Raw genomic sequence first — 21,878 nt, forward strand, 5'->3', positions numbered from 1 at the left:
ATGCCGGCCTTCGAAGCTGAGCCCGGATCCGCCGTCGAACTTTCCACTCTGGACATCGTCCTGTGGGGCGTGCTGCCCTACGTCATGGCCGTGGTGCTGGTCGGCGGCCTCGTCTGGCGGTACAAGTATGACCAGTTCGGCTGGACCACGCGGTCCTCCCAGCTCTACGAATCCCGGCTCCTGCGGATCGCCTCGCCGTTGTTCCACTTCGGCCTGCTCGCCGTGATCGCCGGGCACTTCTTCGGCCTGGTCATTCCGATGGCGTGGACCCAGGCCGTGGGTATGAGCCAGGACTTCTACCACTTCAACGCCCTGCTGGTGGGCGGCATTGCCGGGGTTGGCACCTTGGGCGGCATCATCCTGCTGATCTACCGCCGCCGCACCACCGGGCCGGTGTTTATGGCCACCACCAAGAACGACAAGACCATGTACGTGGTGCTGACCGGTGCGATCGTGTTCGGGCTCTGGACCACCCTTGCCAGTGTTTTCGAGGGCGAGCACGGGCACAACTACCGCGAGACCGTGGCCCCGTGGTTCCGCTCGCTGTTCATCTTCCAGCCGGACATCGCGGCGATGGCGGCGGCGCCGTTCTCCTTCCACCTGCACACCGTGGTGGGCATGGCGCTGTTCGTGATCTGGCCGTTCACCCGCCTCGTCCACGCCTTCACGGCACCGTTCCACTACCTCTTCCGGCCCTACATCGTGTACCGCTCCCGGGACCGTGACCGGGACGGCGCCAAAGCCGGCGCGGCCGCGGCACGGTCCTCTTCCACCGCCGCCCGCCGCGGCTGGTCCGCCGTCGGAACCCGCGACCGGGATACCCGGAACCGGTGACCAGCTGGCGGTGCTGAACGCGCAGCGCTGAACCCGCCCGTCCGAATCGAAAGGAGACCCCCAGTGGCCGGAACAGTGTCCCCCTCCGCGGCCGCCCCGGGCGGCCGGACCCTCAACCTGGTGCTCGCCACCGCCGCCTCGGTGGCCGGTTTCTGGGCGTGGAACTCGGTGGCTACCCTGGGGGCCTTTTACACGCAGAACCTCCAGCTGAACCCGGCGACCACGGGCGTCCTCGTCGCGATGCCGGTCTTCGTTGGCTCGCTGGGGAGGATCGTCGTCGGCGCCCTGACGGACAAGTACGGCGGCCGCGCCCTGTTCAGTTTTGTGCTGCTGGCGGCCATTGTCCCCATCCTGCTGGTGGCCGTCGGCGGCACCATCCGCTCCTTCGCGCTGGTGCTGGGCGCCGGGCTGCTGCTCGGCGTTGCCGGGACGGTCTTCGCCGTCGGCATCCCCTTCGTCAGCGCCTGGTACGAACCGTCACGGCGCGGTTTCGCCACCGGGGTCTTCGGCGCCGGGATGGGAGGCACCGCGCTGGCTGCCTTCCTGAACCCGCGGCTGGTCGCCTGGATCGGGTACTTCCCCACGCACCTGCTGATCGCCGGGGTCCTGGCCGTCATGGCCGCGCTGGTCTGGTTCCTGATGAAGGAGTCCCCGGCCTGGCACCGCACCGACGCCCCGGTCCTGCCCAAGCTGTTGGACGCCGCGAAGACTCCGGTCACCTGGAAGATGTGTTTCCTCTACGCCGTCGTGTTCGGCGGCTTCGTGTCCTTCGCAACTTACCTTCCCACCTACCTCCGCGACATTTACAGCTTCGACCCCAGCGCCGCCGGTGCGCGCACGGCCGGGTTCGCCCTGGCCGCCGTGCTGGCCCGGCCGGTGGGCGGCGTCCTCGCGGACCGGTTCGGACCCAAACCCGTCGTGATGGTGTCGCTCGCCGGCGTCGCCGTGCTGGCCTGGGTGGTGAATCTCCAGCCCGACGGCGATGTGCCCGCCGGCCTGACGTTCGTGGCCATGGCGGCGGCCCTGGGACTGGGCACCGGCGGCGTCTTCGCCTGGGTCGGGGTGCTCGCCCCGGCCGGGAAGGTGGGCAGCATTGCCGGGGTGGTCAGCGCCGCCGGCGGCCTGGGCGGCTACTTCCCGCCGCTGGTGATGGGCGCCACCTACGACGCCGCGACCCGCAGCTACTCGATCGGGCTGATGCTGCTCGTGGTCACGGCCCTCGCGGCGCTGGCGTTCACGGTCTTCGCCATGCATGGCCGGGCCGCGGCCAGGGTCGCGCACGTTTAGCGGGCCTGAAGTGTCCGTTCGCGCGTTGGTTGGGGCCTGAAGTGTCCGTTCGCGCTGGGGGGTCAGCCGAAGAGCAGGTGCGCCACCGTGAAGATGGCGAGCCCGGCGAGGGCGCCCACCACGGTGCCGTTGATCCGGATGAACTGCAGGTCCTTGCCGACCTGGAGTTCGATCTTCTGCGAGGTTTCCTCGGCGTCCCAGCGGGCCACGGTATCGGTGATCACTCCGGCAATGTCGGCGCGGTAGTTGTTCACGAGGTAGCCCGCGGCGTCGCCGATCCAGGTGTTCACCTTGCCGGCCAGCTCCGGGTCGACCACCAGCCGGGTGCCGAAGTCGTGCACGGCGGCCTTGAACTTCACGGTCAGCTCGCTGTGCGGATCGTCGACGGCGGCCAGCAGGGCGGCCTTCACGGTGCCCCAGGTGCGGGAGGCGAGTTCGCGGACCTCGGGGTCGCCCAGCACCTGGGCTTTGATGCCCTCGGCCCGGGCGATCATGACCGGATCGTGCTGCAGGTCCTGGGCCAACTCCTTGAGGTACTTGTCGATCGAGAGCCGGACCTGGTGCTGCGGATCGCCCTGCACCGCGCGGGTGAACTTCAGGATCTCCACATAGACCTTGTCGCCCACGAGCCCGTCCACGAAGGTGGGCACCCAGGTGGGGGAGCGGTCCGTGACCAGCCGGTTGACCGTCTCGTGGTTGTCCCGCACCCAGTCCACCGCGCGGTCCACCAGCAGGTCCACCAGCGCGTGGTGGTGGCCGTCGTCGAACACGCGCTCAGCGAGCCGGCCCACCGGGGGTCCCCACGGCGGCGCCAGCAGGTGCCTGCGGACCATGCCCTCGATGACGGCCTGGACGTCGTCGTCGTTCAGCACCGTGAAGGCGCCGCGGATCACGGCGGCACCCTCCTTGGCCACCCGCTCGGGCCCGCCCGGACCGGACAGCCAGCCGCCGACCTTCCGGGCGATGTCCACGCTGGCCAGCTTCTCCTTCACCACCTGTTCGGAAAGGAAGTTGGTCTCCACGAATTCGCCCAGCGACGCCCCGATCTGGTCCTTGCGCCGTGGAATGATCGCGGTGTGCGGGATCTTCAGGCCCAGCGGGTACTTGAAGAGGGCGGTCACGGCGAACCAGTCCGCGAGGGCGCCCACCATGCCGCCCTCGGCCGCGGCTCGGACGTACTGAAGCGCCGGGTACTGCTTCTGGAGGGCGAAGGCGACCACAAAGATGACCGCCATGCCGATCAGCAGCGACACGGCCAGGAGCTTCATCTTCCGCAGCGCCGCGGCCTTTTCGGCGTACGCGGCGGAGAGCCGGTGTTCGGTGCTGGCCCGGGGGACGGCGGTACTGGCGGGTCGTTCAGTGTTCACCTGCATGTGCCCAGCCTAGCCGCGCATCCGCAACCCACGTCCGCTAACGTGTCAGCATGACAATCGAGGAGTCCGCCGCCGCCCGCCCCCTGGTCTACGCCCACCGGGGCGCCAGCGGAGCTTTCGCCGAGCACACCCGTGCCGCCTACCTGCAGGCCATCGCCGACGGCGCCGACGGCGTCGAGTGCGATGTCCACCTGACCCGCGACCAGCACGCGGTGCTGCTCCACGACGCCAACCTCGACCGCACCTCGAACGGCACCGGCCCGGTTGCGGACCGCACCCTGGAGGAGCTGCGGCTGCTGGACTTCTGTTCCTGGAAGGGCGCCCGGATCCCCGAAGAATACGGCGCCCCCTCCGAGCAGTTCCTGACCCTCCCCGAACTGCTGGACATCCTGCGCCTGGCCGGCCGCGAGATAGGGCTGGCGATCGAACTAAAACACCCCAGCCCCTATCAGCTCAAACTCGAGGACCGGGTCCTGGCAGTCCTCGAGGCCGAGGGCTGGGACCGGGCCACCTCGATGCTGGACAACGTCCGGGTCTCCTTCATGAGCTTCAGCCCCGACTCGGTGAAGCACCTGCTCCAGTCCGTACCCGCCGCGGCCATCTGCCAGCTCGTGGACGACGTGAACGTGGAGGAAATCCGGGAGGAGCTGGGGCTCGGAGCCATTACCGGGGGCGCCCTGGCCAACGTCATGAAAGCTGCACAGACCGAGGGGGAACGGATCCTGGACGACTGCGAGGTGGGCCTGGCCGGCCCCGGCATCAGCTACGTCCGCGGGCACTCCCGGACGGTCCGGCGCTGGCTGGCCTCGGGGCGCCGCTTCCGGGTCTGGACCGTGGACTCGGCGGAGGACGTCGCCCTCTGCCGGGAACTCGGCATCCAGGAGATCACCACCAACCGCCCCGCCGAGGTCCGCGCCCAGCTGCTCGCCCCGCTGTAGGGAATTGCTGCGGGCCGGCGGTGTCAGCCGGTGGTCTGGTGCGGTTCCGCGGCCGTGCGTCCGCTGGCGCCCCAGCTGGCCAGCAGGCGGAGCCGTTCTGCCGACGGGGAACCGGGCTCCGCGGTGTAGATCATCAGGACCAGCCCAGGCTCCGCGGTGATGGCGAGCTCTTCGTACGCCAGGGTCACTTCGCCGACCACAGGGTGATGGAAACGTTTCGTTCCGGAGCCGTGCATACGCACGTTGTGGGCACCCCAGAGGGCGCGGAAGGTCTCGCTCCGCGTCGAGAGCTCTCCGACCAAGTCCTGCATGGTGCGGTCGTGGGGGTCGCGGCCCGCCTCGGCCCGCATGATGCCCACGCACATCTCGCTGAACAGCTCCCAGTCCGGGTAGAAATCCCGCGACGCCGGGTCGAGGAATTGGAACCGCGCGAGGTTGGGCACACGGCCGCCGTCCCCGAGCACCGGCGAGTAGAAGGCCCGCCCGAGGGCATTGGTCGCGAGCAGGTTCTGGTACGGGTCGCGGACGAAGGCGACGCCCTCGGTGATCGCCTCCAGCGCCCACTGCAGGCTCTGTCGCGCCGGCGCCTGGGTGGCGGCACGTTTCCGGGGCCTGCCGGAAGTGGGAATGCCGTCTGCCGCCCGGGCCAGGTCGAACAAGTGCGCCCGCTCGGCGTCGTCAAGGCGGAGGGCACGGGCCAGGGAATCGAGCACGGACGAGGACGCCCCCGCGATGGAACCCCGCTCAAGCTTGGCGTAGTACTCGACGCTGACGTCGGCGAGGAGCGCGACTTCGCTGCGCCGCAGCCCGGCCACTCGGCGATTCGCGCCGGCGACGAGGCCGGCTTCTTCCGGGGTGAGCCGTGCGCGCCGCGACATCAGGAACTCACGTACTTCAGCCCGGTTATCCATGTTTCAAGGATAAATCGGCACCGGAAGAGAAGGGGGTCCCTCCCGGTACACCCCTTGACAGTGACTCCCGCGCGGAATGCATCGCCTGTTGACTGGGTGAAGATTCCCAGCACGTAACCCGTCCGCTTCCCCTGCGGGCAAGGAGAACCCATGGACACCACCACTCTCCGGGCGCCGGCCCCGGCAGCTATTGAACCGGCGAAACGACTGCCGCTGGCCACCCTGGCGGTGCTGGCCGTTATCGGCTTCGTCCTCGTTGCGATGGAGACCATGCCGGCCGGCCTCTTGCCGTCCATCGCCGCCGGAATGGGGACCAGCGAAGGCACCGTCGGACTGTTCGTCAGCGCCTACGCCCTCGGCACGGTGATCATCACGATTCCGGCCATCACACTTACCCGGGGTATGCGCCGCAAGCCGTTGCTCCTCGGCGCGGTCCTAGGCCTGATCCTGGCCAACAGCACTACCGCCCTCTCTGGCGACGTGAGCTTGTCACTGGTGTCGCGTTTCGTTGCCGGGGCGTTCTCGGGAATCATCTGGGGGATGTTGGCCGCGTACGGCCGAAAGATCAGCCCGCCCTCCCGTGCAGGCCTGTCGCTGGCGATCGTCTCCGTCGGGGCGCCCGTCGGCTTCGCCCTCGGCACACCACTGGGGTCCTGGCTCGGAACGACCTTCGACTGGCGCTGGGCGTTCGCCGGACTTACCGCGGTGGCCGTCATTGCCGGTGTATTCATTGCTGTTATCGCACCCGATGCCGATGGGCAACCTGGCGCCACCCGGCTTCCCCTGGCCCGGGTGTTCCGCATCCCCGGCATCGCCGTGATCCTGGCCGTCATTTTCACCTGGATGCTGGCCCACAACACCATCTACACGTACCTCGCCCCGTACTTGCGGACCACCGGCACCGGCATCACCGTCGACGTCGAACTCTTCATCTTCGGAGTCGCCTCGATCGCCGGAATCATCGTCACCGGCGCCCTCCTGGACAACCACCCCCGCCCGCTCCTGCACGGAAGCGTTGCCCTGTTCATCGCGGCCGCGGTGGTGCTGCTGGTCGGCTACGCCTCGGCCCCGGCTGTCATCGCCGCGACCGTCCTGTGGGGGATCACTTTCGGCGGGGCCGCCGCCCAGCTCCAAGCCGCCCTCACCACCACCGGAGGCGCGGACGCCGACGTTGCCAACTCATTCCTACCGGTGGCGTTCAACCTGGCCATCTTCACCGCCGGCATCCTCGGCGCCGCCCTGCTGACGAGTTTCAGCGGCCTGGTGCTTGCGGTCGTGATGATCGCCGCCGGACTGGCCGCGCTGATGCTGACCGTCTACGGGCGCCGCACCGCGTTCCCCGCCCGCCTCTAGCCGTACCGGCGGTGCCCAAATTCACCGCCCCGCCCGGAAAGGATCCACCCATGAACACTGGCAACCGTTTTTCGCTGGGAAAAGCCTTGCAGTCAGGCCTCGTGGCGACGGCGATGGTCGGGATCGCCGTCGCCGTGGCTGGCTGCAGCTATAACGCCGGCGGCAGCGCTGAAACACGGCCGCCCTCGCCGGGCACACCGGCGGGCGATCCGGCTGCCGCCCGGACCGTGACATCAGCCACCACTCCAATCGTCATCGAGCTCCAGGGCCGGAGAATTGCAGGAGAACTCGACGGTAGCGCCACGTCGGCATCCCTCCTGGCCCAGCTTCCCCTGACCCTGGCGTTCCGGCACCACGGCGGCCAGGAAAAGCTAGCGCAGCTACCGGTCCCGCTGGACCTCGCGGGCGCACCAGCAGGAAGCGAGGCCGCGCCGCTCACGATTGGGTACTACGCCCCCGATCGAAGCCTCGTCCTTTACTACCGGCACGTCGGCTACTTCAACGGGATCGTGCCCATCGGCACTTACCAAGACACCAACGCCATCGAAAACCAGGCTGACGGATTCGCAGCCACCATCCGCAAAGCCGACTGACCGGCACAGGCCGCCTGAGCCTCCACGCACCCACCGAAAAAAGGAACATCATGACTGACCAACCCAAGCAGCTCGGAGGCGGGCGGAAAATGTTCGGCGACTTCGCCCCGAAACTCGCCGCACTCACCGACGACGTGCTCTTCGAGGACGTCTGGAACCGGCCTGAACTCCCCGCACGCGACCGCAGCCTCATCACCGTTGCCGTCCTCGCCGCGGGCGGAAACACAGAGCAGCTTGGCTTCCACCTCGGCCGCGCCCTCGAGAACGGCGTGACGCGGGAAGAGCTCATCGAAGCCATCACCCACATCACGCTCTACGCCGGCTGGCCCAAGGGTATGGCTGCAATGGGCGTGGCCCAGCAACTCCTGACCGACAACAAGTAGGGAAAGATCATGAACATCGAACCCACCGTGCCCACCTCGAAGAACCCGGCCGAGCAGTTCGCCGGCGACGTCTGGCTTGATCCGATCGCGCTGCCCCACGAGCCGGACCAGACGATGGTCGTCGCAACCGTCCGCTTCGCCCCCGGAGCCCGGACCGCCTGGCACTCCCACCAGCACGGCCAGTACCTCCGGGTCACCCAGGGCGTCGCCCGCTTCGGCGGCCGCGACGGCAAGATCATCGAAGTCCACCCCGGCCAAACGCTTTACACCCCGCCCGGCGAAGAACACTGGCACGCCGCTGCCCCCGGCTGCTTCATGGAACACATCGCCATGCTCCAGAACGGCGAAGACCCCGCAGCCACCACCATCTGGGGTGAGCACATAACCGACGACGAATACAACGGCAAGTAGTCGACGGGTCCCTGCCTGGTCCAGCCACGGCCCGGACGACGTCGGAGCGGCGCAGCTACGCGGCCAGGTCCCGCCGCCGCCACCCGAGGAAGCCCAGTACCGCCAGCCCGGCGGCGACGGCGGTCAGGGCTACCAGCGCCGGCACCGCGTCCGACCCGACCGGCAGCAGCGGGGAGTGCCGGAACGGGGAGAGGTCCATCAGCCAGCCGGGGGCGTTCCAGAGCACGCCAAACTCTCCGAGCGCCACGAACGCCAGCAGCACGCCCCAGACCGCCCCGGCCAGCCGGGGCGCCCAGCCGAACACCGCCAGCGCCACGCTCGTCAGCACCCAGGCGGCGGGAATCTGGGCGAGCGAGGCGATCGTGGCGCGGCCCACCAGCCCGGCGTCCTGGACGGCGGCTGCGGCGCCGGCGCCGATCGACACCCCGGCCAGCACCATCAGAACCGCGACCCCGGCCAGCGCGAAAACGTAGTGGCTGCCCGCCCAGCGGATGCGCGTGGTGGCCGTCCCCAGCAGGGCCTCGGTGTGGCCCGCGGATTCCTCACTGCGCAGATGGTTCGCCGCCGCCACACCGTAGGCTGCGGCCAGCAGGCCCATGATGCTGATCTCGGCGGCCAGGAAAGCGTCCCTGAGGGCGTCCGTGCCGCCGATCAGCCTGATCAGGTCCTGAGCGTTGGAGGAACTGAGCATCTGTGCCACGTTGCTGACCAGGGACCCGATCACCACGCCGAAAACGACGAAGGCCACCGCCCAGGCCAGCCACACCCGGTGCTGCAGGCGCACGGCCAGGGCCCAGACCCCGGCGAGCGAACCGACGGCGGGTCCGGGACGCTCGTCGCGCAGCCCCGCGCCAAGGTCCCGCCGGGCCCGGAGGGCAAAGGCCGCCGGGACGAGGAGGACGCAAAGCGCTACCGGCAGCGCCAGCACCCACCACCGGTCCCCGGCGAACGCCCGGATCTGCTGGTTCCAGCCGATCGGCGAGAGCCAGGAAAGGAACGACGGCCCCGGTTCGGCGAGGTCCCCGACGGCGCGCAGTCCGTACGTGACCGCGATGACGCCGACGCTGAGTCCGGTGGCGGCGCGGGCGCTCGCGGTCAGCTGTGCCGCGACGCCGGCCACGGCGCTGAAGGCCATCCCGGTGGCGGCCCAGCCGAGGCCGAAGGCCAGCGACCCGGAGGGCGGCAGGCCCCCGGCGGCCAGGCCGGCGGCGGACAGCAGTCCCACGCCCAGGCTGGCGCCTAGGCCGATGACCAGGGCGGCTGCCAGGGCCGCGTCGCGTCCCAGCCGGCCGCCGCCAAGCAGTTCCAGCCGTCCGCTCTCCTCGTCGGCCCGGGTGTGCCGGATGATCAGGATGGCTATCAGGACCGCGAGGATGGCGGTCATAAACGCGGTGTATTTGATCAGCGAGAGTGCCCCCAGCGAAGCGGGATCATAGATGCGGCCGAACATCGCCACCATCGAGGCGGTGGCATTCAAGGCGTTGGCGGCCTCGATCCTGCTGCGGACATCGGGGTAGAGATCCGCGCCGGCCGCCGCCGTCGAATACGCCACGACGGCGAAGCCGAGCACCCAGGCGGGCAGCAGCCAGCGGTCCCGCCGCAGCCCCAGCCGGACCAGGGTCCCGGTGCCGGCCAGTGTCTCAGGCATTGCCGGCCCCCGGACCGGTGGAGCGTGTCCCGGTGGAACGCGGCCCGGCGGAGCTCCGTCCGCCGGTGCCCGCAGCGGCGGAGCCCACGGCTTGGGAACCTGCGCCTGTGGAGGCTGTCGTGCCCGTCCCGCTCCGGGAGACGCCGTTTCCGGCGCCGTAGTGCCGCAGGAACAGGTCCTCCAGCGTCGGCGGCTGACTGGTGAGTGCACGCAGACCGGCGGCGGTCAGGGCCTGCAGGAACGGGCCGAGGCCGGCGGGATCCACCTGGGCACTGATCCGGTGGTTGGCCACCACCACATCGTGCACGCCGGCCAGGAGTTCCAGCCCCGGCGGCACGGCGGCGACGTCGGCGGTGACGGACGTGCGGGTCAGGTGCCGCAGGTGCTCCAGCGGGCCGGTCTCCACCACCCGGCCGGCCCTGATGATACTGACCCGGTCGGAGAGCGCCTCGGCCTCGCTGAGGATGTGGCTGCTGAGCAACACGGTGCGGCCCTGCGCCCGGAGCTCGCGGACGCAGCCGCGGAAGGCGTCCTCCATCAGCGGATCCAGGCCGCTGGTGGGTTCGTCCAACAAGAAGAGTTCGGCGTCGGTGGCCAGGGCGGCGACGAGGGCCACCTTCTGCCGGTTGCCCTTGGAGTAGGTGCGGGCCTTTTTGGTCGGGTCCAGCTCGAACAGCTCCAGCAGCCGGTCCCGCCGCGCCCGGTCCTGGCCGCCCTGCAGCTTGCCGAGGAGCTCGATCACCTCGCCGCCGGTCAGGTTCGGCCACAGCGCCACGTCGCCGGGCACGTACGCCAGCCGGCGGTGCAGCGTCGCGACGTCGCGCCAAGGGTCCAGTCCCAGCACCCGGATGCTTCCGGCGTTGGACCGCAGCAGGCCCAGCAGCAGCCGCAGCGTGGTGGACTTGCCGGACCCGTTGGGCCCCAGGAAACCGTGTACCTCCCCGGCGGCCACCTCAAAGTCCAGGCCGTCGAGGGCGGTCACGGCCCCGAACCGCTTCACGACGCCGGCCATCTCCACGACACTGCTCATAGTCAACAAGGTACTCCGGGCCGCCGCCGCCGGACCCCTGCGGAAAGTCCCGTGTTCGCAGCCCGCGGCGCAGGTTACGGCCCCCGGTTACCGGGCACCGCGCGGCTGTGGTTGCATGGTTCCATGCCTTTTTGCTGGTCCCCCCGGGCAACCCAGACACTCTCCGCGGCCGCCCTGAGCGGACTGCTGCTGGCCAGCGCGGCAAAACACTTCCGCGATCCCGGGTTCTTCGCCCCGGTGGTCCCGGATTTCCTCTGCCGTGATGACTCCGGCATCCGGCGCAACGGGCCGCTCGCCGTGCTGTCCCGCGAGGAATGGGTGGCGGCGAGCGGGCTGCTGGAGGCCGGCGCCGCCGTCGGGCTGCTGCTCCCGCCCACCCGCCGTGTGGCCGCCGCGTGCGTCACCGGCATGTTCACCGCCTTCCTCGCCGGACACCTGGATGCGCTCCGCACAGCGTTCGGCCCCGACGGAACGCCAGCCCAACGCCGCATCCACAGCCTGCGCTTGCCGCTGCAGGCGCCGCTCATCGCCTGGGCGTGGAGCCTGGGCAGGCCGGTCCCGCAGCGGCCGCGCCGTTGAAGTTCACACAATCCCCGGCCGTCCGCGTCGGGCTGTCCATCAGCATCGCCACCGGACTGTACGGCATCTCATTCGGGGCCCTGTCCGTCACGTCCGGGCTGGATTTCTGGCAGACCATGGCGCTGAGCCTGCTGCTGTTCAGCGGCGGCTCGCAGTTCGCCTTCATCGGCGTCGTGGCCGGCGGCGGCTCCGGCATCGCGGCGATGAGCGCGGCCACCCTGCTGGGCATGCGCAACGGCATCTACGGGATGCAGCTCAACGCCCTGCTCCAGCCGCGGGGCTGGCGCCGGTTCGCCGCCGCCCACGTGACCATCGACGAATCGACCGCCACGAGCACCGGTCAGACCGACCCGGCGGAGCAGCGCCGGGGCTTCTGGACCGCGGGGATCGGCATCTTTGTGCTGTGGAACCTGTTCACTGCGGTGGGGGCGCTGGCCGGCAGTGCCCTTGGAGACCCGAAGCAGTGGGGGCTCGACGGCGCCGCGGTGGCGGCTTTTCTGGGTCTGCTCTGGCCGCGTCTCAAGGGCCGCGAACCGGTCGCGATCGCCGTCGTCTGCGCCTTAGCCACCGTTCTGGCCGTGCCGTTCGTGCCGGCCGGGGTTCCGATCCTGGTCGCCGCGCTCGTGGCGGCGGTGGTCGGCTGGTTCAGCCACGGTCGCAGCGACGAGGGACTGGAACCCGACGTCGACCCGTACGCCGAGGAGCATGAGGTTGCCCGCCGTCCGGGCCGCGGCCCGGGGGAGGCCTCATGACGCTCTGGCTCTGGCTCCTGCTCTCCTGTGTGCTGGCCTACGCCTGGAAGCTGGTGGGTTATCTGGTGCCCGCCAGCCTGCTGCGCAATCCGCGGATGTCCCGGATCGCCGGCACCATGACGATCGGCCTGCTGGCCTCCCTGACCGTCGTGAACACGGTGGCGTCCGGGCAGTCCCTGGCACTGGACGCCCGGCTCGGCGCCCTCGCCGCGGCCGCGGTGGCACTCTGGTTCCGCGCGCCGTTCCTGGTGGTGGTCCTGGCCGGCGCCGGCGCCGCGGCAGGGCTGCGCTTGCTTGGTTGGAACTGAGGGCCGCCGGACGCTGAACGGTCTTTAGCCCCTAGTTCCGCCCGGCGGGCGGTGCAAGCATTCGATCATGAGCGAGAATGACGCGCCGAATGCCGCTAACTCCGGTCCGGACGATCCGGAAGCGGTGAAGCCGGATGATCCGGAAGCGGTGAACCCGGAAGCGGCCGGCAAGGCGCACCATTCCAAGACGCACGAACATTTTGTGTCCCCCGGGGCCGAGTCGACCCGGGAACTGCGGGAGATGGCGCGCCGCCGCCGGGAGGCCGAGGAGAAGCTGCAGCAGCATCTCCAGGAGGCACACCACCTGCACGAAGCCAAGGAAAAGCCCGACCTCCACGAAGCCAAGGACAAGCCCGCGGACGGCTGAACCGCCCCGGATCAGGCGGCCCTAGTCGCCGTCGACCGTGACGACGATCTTGCCGCGGGTATGGCCCTCCATGTTGAGCCGGAAGGCATCGGCAGCCTGCGCCAGCGGGAAGGTCTGCGCCACCTCAACCCGGAGCTTGCGCTCGTCGACCAGGTCGGCGAGCTCCTGCAGTTCGGCGCCGACGGGGTTCACCCACATCCAGGTGCCGCCGTGCTGTTCTACCTCGCTGTCCGCGATCGAGGCGTGCCGGCCGCCGTCGGCCAGCACCGCCAGGGTGGCCTCGAGGTTGCCGCCCACGAAGTCCGCGACGACGTCGATGCCTTCCGGGCGCAGGGCCCGCACCCGCTCGGCGAGCCCCTCGCCATAGCTGACCGGCTCGGCCCCGAGGGACCGGATGAAGTCGTGGTTCTTTTCGGAAGCGGTCGCGATGACCCTAGCGCCGAGCGCCGCGGCGATCTGGATTCCCAGCGACCCGACGCCGCCGGCGCCGCCATGGATCAGCACGGTCTCACCCGCTGTGAGGCCCAGCCGGGTGAGGACCTGGTAGGCAGTCAATCCCGCCAGCGGAAGGCCGGCGGATTCGTTCCACCCCAGGGACGCGGGCTTGCGGGCCAGGAGCCGTTCCGGCAGGGCGATGTATTCGGCGAAGCTTCCGCCGTGGACGTAGTCCTTGCGGCCGTAGGAAATGACTTCCTCGCCGGGCTGGAAATGCGGAGCATCGATGCCGACCGACTCGACGACACCGGCCACGTCCCACCCGGGGATGGCCGGGAACTGCACATCCATGGCTGCGTCCAGGTAGCCGGCCATGATCTTCCAGTCGACCGGATTGACCGACACCGCCTTGACTTTGACCAGAACCATCCCCGGCCCGACCTTCGGCAGCGGCTGCTCCGTCAGCTCAAGGACGTCCGGACTTCCGTATTCGCTGTAAGTTATTGCCTTCATGCAGCCCATAACAGCGGCCGCCGGGGCGCTATTCCGCACCCCGGTCCATGACGGCCCGTGGCGGCGGAGCCTCAGCGGGCGGTGCCGAGGCCTGCGAGCTTCAGGATGAGCTGCAGGCCCTCCGGGGTGCCGGGCCAGTGCCGCTCCACCGCCTCCACGCCCGCCCGGGCGACCACGGACCGCAACACCAGGGCGACGATCACGACGTCGTCCGCGTAACCGATCACCGGCACGAAGTCCGGCACCAAGTCGATCGGGGAGAGCAGGTATGCCAGCAGCAGGCCCAGCCGGACACGCACCCCCACCGCGACGGTGCGGTCGGCCAGCAGCCGGCGGATCAGCCGGAGCAGATCCGGCAGCAGCCGCAAGGCGTCCTTCATGGTGACGGTTTCGGGATGCCGCCGTGCGTAGCCCCAGAGGAGCAGCAGCAGCACGGCATACAGCAGCAAGAGGCCGCCGAGCACGCCGGCAGCGGTTTCCCAGGTCATGCGGCCAACGCTACTTGGTCCCGTAGGCAGACCCGAAGCCGACGCCGAATGCGGTGCCGTACGTCGTCCCCGGCACCAGCGACTGGGGCGGCAGGGGACGGTCGGGCCGCTCGGCACGGATGGCATCCTCCATCAGGGCCACCGGACGGCGCCACGCCTCCGATCCGGCCTCCATCGTGTCCACCACGCCGATCAGCATGGCCAGCAGCCGGATCATGTCCGTCATCGAGATGTCGCTGCGCAGCGTGCCCTGGCCCTGCCCGCGGCCAAGCAGCACGGCGACGGACTCGATCAGGTCTCCGGTGATCCCGGTGAGCACCCCGCGGCGTCCCGCCACCGCGCCGAGGAGGTTGGCTTCGTCGCTGGCAACCCCCATCAGGGCGTCGACTATGCGGAACAGGCCTTCCGCCGCGTCCTTGCCGGCCAGGGCCTCCTCGATCACCGGATTGACCCGCAGCTTCAACTGCTGGTGCAGGGCGGCGAGGACGAGTTCTTCTTTGTCGGCAAAGTTCCGGAACAGCGTCGCGGGCCCCACTCCGGCGGTGACGGCGATGGTCTGCAGCGGGACTTCGGGGCCGTGCTCGCGGAAGCACTGGCGGGCCGCGGCAATGATCTTGTTGACGTTGCGCGCTGCATCCGCACGGAGCGGCTTGCGGTCTACTGCCCGGTTCATTTGCTTAGGGTAGCAACGGGAAGGCGGAGGAAACCTGTTACCGGCGGGTACTTCTATATGTGACGTGTTGGGCCGCCGTTCCGGGCCCTGGTGTGCCCCGGCCCGCGTGGCAGACTGGAGCCATGTTGCTTGCATTTTCTGTCGCACCCTCAGGCCGCCCCGCAGACGCCCCGGCCGGTTCCGAAGCCGACGACGCGTCGGTCCACCACGCCGTCGCCGAGGCGGTGCGGATCGTCCGCGAATCCGGCCTGCCGAACCACACCGACTCGATGTTCACCACGATTGAGGGGGAATGGGACGAGGTGTTCGACGTCGTGAAGCGCGCCACCGAAGCCGTGGGCCGCTACGGCAGCCGCGTTTCCCTGGTGATCAAGGCGGACATCCGCCCCGGCTACACGGGCGAACTGACCGGCAAACTGGACCGGTTGGAACAAGCCCTGGGCGAGTAGCCCCCGATTCCCGCCGTCCCCCTACCTGGGCGCTTCGCGTGGAAGCACCCGAAGGCAGCGAAGGCGCATCGAGGTAACATGCGCCGCCTGGGCAGACGGCCTAGGCGACCAGGTTGTCTGCGGCGCCGTCCATATGCTCGCGGATCGTTTTGCGGGCCAGGGATGCATCGCCGGTTTCGATGGCCGCTACGATCTCGTGGTGTCGGGCCACGCTCATGTTTCTGACACCTTTCTCCCGTCCAGCGAACATGATGGACATCCGGATGGACCCCTCCAGCGATTCCCAGGAGTGGAGCAGTGTCTCATTCCCTGTCAGCTGGCACAGGGTGCGGTGGAATTCCATGTCGGATTCGATCCGCTCTTCCAATGACGCGTCCTGGGCCGCCTCCATAACGTCAATTTTCTGATGCAGGGCCGCGATGGCAACTTCGCGTTCCGGGAGCTCGCACAGGGTGCGTGCGGCCAATGATTCGAGGGCAGCCCGCACGGCGAAAATATCGCGGATTTCTTTTTCGTCCAGGTGCCGAACGGAAAGGCGGCCGCGCGGCCCCGCGGATAGCAATCCTTCCTGTTCCAACTGGCGGAGAGCCTCACGCAGCGTTCCTCGGCTGATCTGCAGCATTTCGGACAGTTCGGTTTCCACCAGGTGGCGGCCGGGCTCAAGTTCTCCACTGGTAATGGCGGTGCGCAGTGCTGAGACCGCCTGCTCCCGCAGGTTCTGCTTCTGCAATCCCAGCAGCGGGGCTGTCATTCCGGCCATGGCCCGTCCTCAGTGTTATAGGTCGACTGTTTACAGTTGGTAGTTGTCTGATGATACGGCAGAAAGCACGGCTCCGGCGGGGGCCGGTGCCGTGCTTTCTGAAAGGTAACCAGCCACCCCCCCCGCCGGTCAGCCGAGTTCGGCGAGGACCTTAGCCACGATGCGATCCACGGCCAGGCCGTATCGGTCATGCAGGGTGGGCAGGGCGCCGGCGTCCAAGAACTGGTCCGGCAACGCTACGGGAACCACGCGCTTGCCCACTCCGGCGGTGACGACGGCGGAGGCCACCGTTTCAAAGAGGCCGCCGATGACAGAGTGGTTTTCCAGTGTGACGGCTAGGCGGTCGGTGTTGATCTCAGCTAGGACCGTTTCGGCATCAAACGGCTTGATGGTCGGGGTGTGGACGACGGCGACGTCCACGTTGTGGCCCGCAAGTGCCTCGGCGGCCTGGAGGGCGCGCATGGTCATCAGACCGGAGGAGATGAACACGACGTCGTTGCCGCCACGCAGAACCTTGGCCTTGCCAAGTTCGAAGGTGTAGCCGTACTCGTCGAGGACGGTAGGGACGTTACCGCGCAGCAGGCGCAGGTAGGTCGGACCGTCGCTGGCCGCCAGCTGGGGGACGGCCTGTTCAATGTCGATCGAGTCGCATGGGTCCACAATGGTCAGGTTGGGCATGCCACGGAAGATGGCCATGTCCTCGGTGGCCTGGTGGCTGGGCCCGTATCCAGTGGTCAGCCCGGGAAGACCGCCAACGATGTTGACGTTCAGGTTCGGTTCGGCGCTGTCCAAGCAGAGGAAGTCGTAGGCACGCCGAGCCGCGAACACCGAGTAGGTGGAGGCGAACGGGACCAGCCCCGTTTCGGCGAAGCCGGCGGCTGCGCCGAAGAGCAACTGTTCCGCCATGCCCATCTGGAAGAACCGCTCCGGGAAGGCTTGGGCGAAGATGTGCATATCGGTGTACTTGCCCAGGTCGGCGGTCAGGCCTACGATCTTGTCGTTTTCCTGCGCGGCCTTGACCAGGGCGTGCCCGAACGGTGCGGACGCGGTCTTCTGGCCCGCGTCCGCGAAGGAGGCGATCATCGCCGAGGTCTTCAGCTTCGGCTTGGCGGCTGTTGTGGTGTCGGGGGCCTCGGTTGTGGTGCTCATGCTGAAGCCTTTCCTTCGTATCCGGCGGTGAGTTGTTCGCGGCAGGTCTGCCATTCGTGTTCTTCGATGCGCATGAAGTGAGCCTTTTCGCGGTTTTCCAGCAACGGAACGCCCCGGCCCACCTTCGTATCGCACAGGATCACCGACGGACGTCCGACGGCGGCGGCCTGGACGGCTGCGTTATCGAATGCTGCCAGCAGCGCGCCGACGTCGTTCCCGTCCACCCGCTGGGTGTACCAGCCGAACGCTTGCCATTTTTCCGTCACCGGTTCGGTGCGCAGGACGGTGTCTGTTTTCCCGTCGGCCTGCAGGGCGTTGATGTCCACCATCGCGGTGAGGTTGCCCAGTTGGTGGTGGTGGGCCCCCATGGCGGCTTCCCACGTGGAGCCCTCGTCCAGTTCCCCATCGGAAAGGAAATTGAACACCCGGGCGCTTGAGCCCTGGTAGCGAAGGCCAAGGGCCATGCCGACGGCGATGGTCAGACCGTGGCCCAGGGAACCGCCGGAGATTTCCATGCCGGGGGTGTAGGTGGACATCCCGGACATGGGCAGGCGTGAATCGTCCGAGCCGTAGGTCTCCAGTTCCTCGACCGGCACGATTCCGGCCTCGGCCAACGCGGCGTAGTGGCCGATGGCGTAGTGGCCGGTGGAAAGCAGGAACCGGTCCCGGGCTTCCCAGTGCGGGTTCTCGGCACGGAAGTTCAGTTGGTCCCCGTAGACGGCGGCGAGCATGTCCGCTGCGCCGAGTGCCTGGCCCACGTAGCCCTGTCCCTGTACCTCGCCCATGTTCAGGGCGTGGTGGCGTATCCGGTACGCCGCGGCGCTGACGTTCATCAAGCGGTCTTGGTCAACCCGCTCGGCGGTAAGTGTTGGCATTGCTGGCTCCGTTTTCGTCTTAGTCGTTGCGGTGATCAAGCGTTCACCATGTTGGGGATGCTTTTGGCGGCTTCGTCAGCAAGCTCGCGCTCACGCTTGCCCCAGGTTTCCTTGGTGGTGATAGCAGCCCAAAGGCCGATAGCTGCGTAGAGGGCGAACAGCAGCGCCGGGCCCATCCAGCCGAAGCTCACGAACAGCAGAGTGGTGATGAAGGGCGTGAAACCGGAGACGGTGGCCGAGATCTGGTAGGCCAGCGAAGCCCCGGAGGAGCGAGTGTTTGCCCGGAACAGCTCGGGGAACCAAGCGCCCTGGGCCCCGGCGAGGGAATTCTGGCAGACGGCGTAGGAGATCACGAGGGTGGCAATTATGAAGACGAACATTCCGGTGTTGACGAGAAGGAACATCGGAATCGCGAACAGCAGGGCGAAGGCGCAGGACCACACATACAGTGGCCGGCGGCCAATCCGGTCGGTGAGCGCTGCCCAGGCCTGGGTGGCGAAGATGCCGATGGCCGAGGCGATGCACAGGGCTACAAGGGTTTGGGTCTTGTCCGCCAGGTGCTGGGTGTTCAGGTAGGAAATCATGTAGGTGATGGACACCGCGTAGCCGGCGGTCTCGGCGATGCGCAGGCCGATGCCCCTGACAATGTTCCGCCAGTCGGTCTTGAGGACCTCCACGATGGGGGACTTCACGATGGTTCCGGAGTCCTTGACCTCGTCGAAGACCGGTGATTCGGGGACCTTGGAACGGATGATCAGGCCGACCATGACGAGCACGATACTGGCCAGGAACGGGATGCGCCAGGCGAGCTCGCCGCCGAGTTGTGCGCTGGAGAGGAAGACCAGGTTGGCCAGCAGCAGCCCCACCGGGAAGCCGGCTTGGACCATCCCGGTGTACTTGCCTTTCGACTTCCAGGGTGCGTGCTCGTAGCTCATCAGGATGGCGCCGCCCCATTCCGCACCGAAAGCCAGGCCCTGGACGATGCGGACGAACACCAGCAGGGCAGGGGCCAGCAGGCCGACCTGGCTGTAGGTGGGGAGCAGGCCGATGACGAACGTGGCGATGCCCATGAGGATGAGCGAGGAGACAAGCACGGGCTTGCGCCCGAGCTTGTCGCCGAGGTGGCCGCCGATGATGCCGCCGATTGGACGGGCGGCGAAGCCGACGCCGAGGGTGGCAAATGCGGCCAGCGTCCCCGTCACGGGGTCGCTGCCGGGGAAGAAGGCCGTCCCGAAATATAGCGCCGCGGCGGTGCCGAAGCCGATGAAGTCATACGTCTCAATCACAGCGCCGACGCCGGAGCCGATGGCCACCCTTCTGGCGTCCTTGGTGCCGTGTACATGGCCCCTCATTTTCAGAGCTTCATTGCTCATGGAGTTTTGTCCCTTTCGATGAGCGATGGGCACACGGCTCCAACGCTGTCGACTGTTAACATCTGATGCGACCAATAGTGACGCAGCTCATGCTCAATGTCAACAGTCGATGTCTAGGGTTGACTGTCGACAATAAGCCGCGCTACAGTGATCAGCATCACCCCGCAGATCAAAACGATCGGCGCCGACGCTACAGGCGCCGGCGGATCGCTCTGCCCGCCGCAGCAATGCCGGCCCTAGGTTTCCAAGGAGCATCAATGAGCCACACCATCCAGCGCACCGCAGTCCTTACCGGCGCGACCTCCGAGCGCGGCATCGGCATCACCACTGCCCGCCGCTACGCCAGTCAGGGATGGGCCGTCGTGATTCTGGATCTTGATGGGGAGAAGTCCGCCAAGGTCGCGACCGAGATCGGCAATGAATTCGACGTCCCCGCCTTCGGCCACGAAATAGACGTCGCCAATGAATCCTCGGTCATCAGCGCCCAAGCCGCGGTAGCGAATGAAGTCAAGCACGGCAACCTTCCTCCGGTGGGCGCCTTAGCCAACATCGCCGGCATCACCTCCCCGGTGCCGTTCCTCGAAACAACCCTGGATCTCTGGCACAAGATCATGGATGTCAACGCCACCGGCACATACCTCGTGACCAAGGCGTTCCTGCCGGACATGATCGCCAACGGCTGGGGCCGGATAGTGAACATGTCATCTGTATCCGCCCAGCGCGGCGGGGGCGTATTCGGCAAGGTTCCCTACTCTGCTGCGAAGGCCGCCATCCTTGGCTTCACCAAGGCACTCGCCCGCGAACTCGGCGCCACCGGCGTCACGATCAACGCCATCACCCCCGGAGCTGTTGACACCAACATCCGCGTCGGCAGCACCGACGAACAGGAAGCCGCCATCAATGCCGGCATCCCCCTTGGCCGAAACGCCACCACCGATGAAGTGGCCGCGGTCATCACCTTCCTGTCCTCACAGGACTCCGCGTACCTCACCGGCACCACTATCGACATCAACGGTGGAAGTCACCTCCACTAACAAGCCCCGCCCGGAAGGAGCAGGCCATGACGAGCAGCATTCAAAGGATTCACGAAGGAAGCCGTGGCCGGTTCCTGCGACGCTCACTTCGGCGCTACGACGAAGTATCCGCACCAGGCGCGAGAAGCGAGTTTCCGAGATGACTGCTGACCCATACCCCTGCCATGACTGGAGTCGCCTGGTCGGGACGCCGGTGGAAATCCGCAAGGACTCCTTGATCGTCCGGGCAGGAATTGTTGACGACGCCATGGCCGACTCTTCCGCACTATGGCTTGCTTCCGACAGCAGCAGAGGACGAGAACTTTTCGTCGCAGAGGAGGGCTATCAGGTGTGGATCCGGCCCCAGAAACTCGACGGAAAACTTTGTTACAAAATGGCCGCCAACCAACTATGGCCTAGGCCAAACGAGACCTCCGAGAGCCAGCTTCATCCGTTCGGCAGCTCACGCAAACGCTCATGACTCCCACGCCTCGGTGACTGTGGCCGTGGCGCCTTGAAGCCCGGCCCTACCGTCGGGCGGGGTCAACTGGAAGACTGGCCGCATGATCGAGCACCAGCCCACCTCCCGCTGGATCGCCGTCGAGGAGTACCTCTCCGGCGCCGTGGTCCGGCCCGACAACTCGCTGCGGCACGCGGTGGCGGCCGCCCTGGCGGCGGGAATGCCGCCCATCGAGGTCGCGCCGAACGCCGGCAAGCTCCTGAAGCTGCTGGTCCAGATCTCCGGAGCCCGGCGGGTGCTGGAGATCGGCACCCTGGCGGGATTCAGCACCATCTGGATGGCCCAGGGCCTGCCCGACGGCGGCCGGCTCACCACGTGCGAATTCGTGCCCAGGCACGCCGAGGTGGCCCGCGCCAACCTCGACCAGGCCGGACTGGGCCACCTGGTGGAAATCCGGGTGGGCGCCGCCCTGGACACGCTGCGCGCGCTGGAAGGCGAGGTCGCCGAGCCCTTCGACTTCGTGTTCATCGACGCGGACAAGGAAAACAACCCGCACTACCTGGACTGGGCCATCCGGCTTGGCCGCCCCGGCACGACGGTGGTGATGGACAACGTGGTCTGGGAAGGGGCAGTGCTGGAACCGGCCCTGGACGCCGTCAACGCGCCGGGGATCGTCGCGGCGCTGCAGATGATGGGCGAGGATCCACGACTGGACGCCACCGTGATCCAGACCGTGGGATCGAAGGGCTGGGACGGTTTCGCCCTCGCCCGCGTGCTCTAGTGCGGGATGGTGTGCGCAGTGCTGCTGGCCGGCCGGCAACGACGGTGGGCAAGGACCGGCCAAGTGCTAAGTATGCTTAGATTTACCCAGCGGCGGCTTCGGCCGGCAGCTGCAGGCACGGACAACACCAGGCGCACTTCGC

At 68.0% G+C, this 21,878-nt stretch carries 25 protein-coding genes; 14 read left to right on the plus strand and 11 right to left on the minus strand.

Translation table 11 applies throughout. From position 1 onward, the window contains the following. On the plus strand, nucleotides 1-834 hold the full coding sequence (gene narI / locus ABIN76_RS04160) for a respiratory nitrate reductase subunit gamma (protein ID WP_346958457.1): 834 nt from the start codon (nucleotides 1-3) through the stop codon (nucleotides 832-834). Between the two features lie 63 nt (nucleotides 835-897). Beyond that, complete coding sequence (locus ABIN76_RS04165) at nucleotides 898-2,121, plus strand: MFS transporter (protein WP_346958458.1); 1,224 nt, start codon at nucleotides 898-900, stop codon at nucleotides 2,119-2,121. A gap of 62 nt (nucleotides 2,122-2,183) precedes the next feature. Here the strand turns inward: ABIN76_RS04165 and ABIN76_RS04170 are convergent, their stop codons facing one another. Beyond that, on the minus strand, nucleotides 2,184-3,389 hold the full coding sequence (locus ABIN76_RS04170; RefSeq protein WP_346958649.1) for a DUF445 domain-containing protein: 1,206 nt from the start codon (nucleotides 3,387-3,389) through the stop codon (nucleotides 2,184-2,186). A gap of 155 nt (nucleotides 3,390-3,544) precedes the next feature. Between ABIN76_RS04170 and ABIN76_RS04175 the strand changes: the two genes are divergently transcribed. Continuing rightward, the gene (locus tag ABIN76_RS04175; protein WP_346958459.1) at nucleotides 3,545-4,432 is read left to right on the plus strand and encodes a glycerophosphodiester phosphodiesterase family protein; all 888 of its coding nucleotides are present in this window, start codon (nucleotides 3,545-3,547) and stop codon (nucleotides 4,430-4,432) included. 23 nt (nucleotides 4,433-4,455) lie between these two features. On the opposite strand, the gene ABIN76_RS04180 is transcribed toward ABIN76_RS04175, so the two are convergent. Continuing rightward, entirely contained in the window at nucleotides 4,456-5,343 is an 888-nt protein-coding gene (locus tag ABIN76_RS04180) for a helix-turn-helix transcriptional regulator (RefSeq protein ID WP_346958460.1), read from the minus strand. A gap of 150 nt (nucleotides 5,344-5,493) precedes the next feature. Between ABIN76_RS04180 and ABIN76_RS04185 the strand changes: the two genes are divergently transcribed. From ABIN76_RS04185 to ABIN76_RS04200, 4 genes are read left to right on the plus strand one after another with little or no spacing between them, the layout of a single operon-like run. After that, nucleotides 5,494-6,696: an MFS transporter gene (locus tag ABIN76_RS04185; protein WP_346958461.1), complete on the plus strand. Its 1,203-nt coding sequence runs from the start codon at nucleotides 5,494-5,496 to the stop codon at nucleotides 6,694-6,696. Nucleotides 6,697-6,746: 50 nt separating this feature from the next. Next, on the plus strand, nucleotides 6,747-7,289 hold the full coding sequence (locus tag ABIN76_RS04190; RefSeq protein ID WP_346958462.1) for a cyclophilin-like fold protein: 543 nt from the start codon (nucleotides 6,747-6,749) through the stop codon (nucleotides 7,287-7,289). Between the two features lie 50 nt (nucleotides 7,290-7,339). Further along, nucleotides 7,340-7,672 (plus strand): carboxymuconolactone decarboxylase family protein, encoded by a 333-nt coding sequence (locus ABIN76_RS04195; protein ID WP_346958463.1) that lies wholly within the window; start codon nucleotides 7,340-7,342, stop codon nucleotides 7,670-7,672. A 9-nt stretch (nucleotides 7,673-7,681) separates the two neighbouring features. Next, complete coding sequence (locus tag ABIN76_RS04200) at nucleotides 7,682-8,083, plus strand: cupin domain-containing protein (protein WP_346958464.1); 402 nt, start codon at nucleotides 7,682-7,684, stop codon at nucleotides 8,081-8,083. 55 nt (nucleotides 8,084-8,138) lie between these two features. Here ABIN76_RS04200 and ABIN76_RS04205 read toward each other — a convergent pair whose 3' ends face one another. Further along, nucleotides 8,139-9,731, minus strand: a complete 1,593-nt coding sequence (locus ABIN76_RS04205) for an ABC transporter permease (protein ID WP_346958465.1) — start codon at nucleotides 9,729-9,731, stop codon at nucleotides 8,139-8,141. Beyond that, nucleotides 9,724-10,761, minus strand: a complete 1,038-nt coding sequence (locus tag ABIN76_RS04210; protein ID WP_346958466.1) for an ABC transporter ATP-binding protein — start codon at nucleotides 10,759-10,761, stop codon at nucleotides 9,724-9,726. Before ABIN76_RS04210 ends, ABIN76_RS04205 begins: the two co-directional genes overlap by 8 nt. Before the next feature lie 123 nt (nucleotides 10,762-10,884). Between ABIN76_RS04210 and ABIN76_RS04215 the strand changes: the two genes are divergently transcribed. From ABIN76_RS04215 to ABIN76_RS04230, 4 genes are all read left to right on the plus strand, one after another. Next, complete coding sequence (locus ABIN76_RS04215) at nucleotides 10,885-11,340, plus strand: hypothetical protein (RefSeq protein WP_346958467.1); 456 nt, start codon at nucleotides 10,885-10,887, stop codon at nucleotides 11,338-11,340. After that, the gene (locus tag ABIN76_RS04220) at nucleotides 11,337-12,092 is read left to right on the plus strand and encodes an AzlC family ABC transporter permease (RefSeq protein WP_346958468.1); all 756 of its coding nucleotides are present in this window, start codon (nucleotides 11,337-11,339) and stop codon (nucleotides 12,090-12,092) included. Before ABIN76_RS04215 ends, ABIN76_RS04220 begins: the two co-directional genes overlap by 4 nt. Beyond that, on the plus strand, nucleotides 12,089-12,400 hold the full coding sequence (locus ABIN76_RS04225) for an AzlD domain-containing protein (RefSeq protein ID WP_346958469.1): 312 nt from the start codon (nucleotides 12,089-12,091) through the stop codon (nucleotides 12,398-12,400). The genes ABIN76_RS04220 and ABIN76_RS04225 overlap by 4 nt, the downstream gene beginning before the upstream one ends. 67 nt (nucleotides 12,401-12,467) lie before the next feature. Beyond that, complete coding sequence (locus ABIN76_RS04230) at nucleotides 12,468-12,767, plus strand: hypothetical protein (RefSeq protein ID WP_346958470.1); 300 nt, start codon at nucleotides 12,468-12,470, stop codon at nucleotides 12,765-12,767. A gap of 21 nt (nucleotides 12,768-12,788) precedes the next feature. Here the strand turns inward: ABIN76_RS04230 and ABIN76_RS04235 are convergent, their stop codons facing one another. The 3 genes from ABIN76_RS04235 to ABIN76_RS04245 all read right to left on the minus strand — a co-directional run bounded on the left by ABIN76_RS04235 (nucleotide 12,789) and on the right by ABIN76_RS04245 (nucleotide 14,876). Beyond that, on the minus strand, nucleotides 12,789-13,715 hold the full coding sequence (locus tag ABIN76_RS04235) for an NADP-dependent oxidoreductase (RefSeq protein ID WP_346958471.1): 927 nt from the start codon (nucleotides 13,713-13,715) through the stop codon (nucleotides 12,789-12,791). A gap of 71 nt (nucleotides 13,716-13,786) precedes the next feature. After that, a complete protein-coding gene (locus ABIN76_RS04240; protein WP_346958472.1) occupies nucleotides 13,787-14,203 on the minus strand; it encodes a YkvA family protein in 417 nt (138 codons plus the stop codon). Between the two features lie 10 nt (nucleotides 14,204-14,213). Further along, nucleotides 14,214-14,876 carry a TetR/AcrR family transcriptional regulator gene (locus ABIN76_RS04245; protein ID WP_346958473.1) on the minus strand — a complete coding sequence of 221 codons (663 nt, stop codon included), beginning with the start codon at nucleotides 14,874-14,876 and terminating at the stop codon, nucleotides 14,214-14,216. Between the two features lie 122 nt (nucleotides 14,877-14,998). Here ABIN76_RS04245 and ABIN76_RS04250 point away from each other — a divergent pair, with 122 nt between their 5' ends. Then, entirely contained in the window at nucleotides 14,999-15,325 is a 327-nt protein-coding gene (locus ABIN76_RS04250) for a thiamine-binding protein (RefSeq protein ID WP_346958474.1), read from the plus strand. A gap of 100 nt (nucleotides 15,326-15,425) precedes the next feature. Here ABIN76_RS04250 and ABIN76_RS04255 read toward each other — a convergent pair whose 3' ends face one another. The 4 genes from ABIN76_RS04255 to ABIN76_RS04270 form a co-directional block, all read right to left on the minus strand. Beyond that, nucleotides 15,426-16,085 carry a GntR family transcriptional regulator gene (locus tag ABIN76_RS04255; protein WP_346958475.1) on the minus strand — a complete coding sequence of 220 codons (660 nt, stop codon included), beginning with the start codon at nucleotides 16,083-16,085 and terminating at the stop codon, nucleotides 15,426-15,428. Between the two features lie 129 nt (nucleotides 16,086-16,214). Then, nucleotides 16,215-17,234: a transketolase C-terminal domain-containing protein gene (locus ABIN76_RS04260; RefSeq protein ID WP_346958476.1), complete on the minus strand. Its 1,020-nt coding sequence runs from the start codon at nucleotides 17,232-17,234 to the stop codon at nucleotides 16,215-16,217. Next, nucleotides 17,231-18,109, minus strand: coding sequence for a transketolase (locus ABIN76_RS04265; RefSeq protein ID WP_346958477.1), 879 nt, complete (start codon nucleotides 18,107-18,109; stop codon nucleotides 17,231-17,233). The genes ABIN76_RS04260 and ABIN76_RS04265 overlap by 4 nt, the downstream gene beginning before the upstream one ends. A 35-nt stretch (nucleotides 18,110-18,144) precedes the next feature. After that, entirely contained in the window at nucleotides 18,145-19,482 is a 1,338-nt protein-coding gene (locus tag ABIN76_RS04270; protein ID WP_346958478.1) for an MFS transporter, read from the minus strand. A 257-nt stretch (nucleotides 19,483-19,739) separates the two neighbouring features. On the opposite strand from ABIN76_RS04270, the gene ABIN76_RS04275 reads away from it, so the two are divergent. Both ABIN76_RS04275 and ABIN76_RS04280 read left to right on the plus strand, forming a co-directional pair. Continuing rightward, nucleotides 19,740-20,516: an SDR family NAD(P)-dependent oxidoreductase gene (locus ABIN76_RS04275; RefSeq protein WP_346958479.1), complete on the plus strand. Its 777-nt coding sequence runs from the start codon at nucleotides 19,740-19,742 to the stop codon at nucleotides 20,514-20,516. Between the two features lie 542 nt (nucleotides 20,517-21,058). Next, nucleotides 21,059-21,736, plus strand: coding sequence for an O-methyltransferase (locus tag ABIN76_RS04280; protein ID WP_346958480.1), 678 nt, complete (start codon nucleotides 21,059-21,061; stop codon nucleotides 21,734-21,736). Nucleotides 21,737-21,878: the final 142 nt, after the last annotated feature.

The organism is uncultured Arthrobacter sp. (genome assembly GCF_964021775.1).
Lineage (GTDB): Bacteria > Actinomycetota > Actinomycetes > Actinomycetales > Micrococcaceae > Arthrobacter.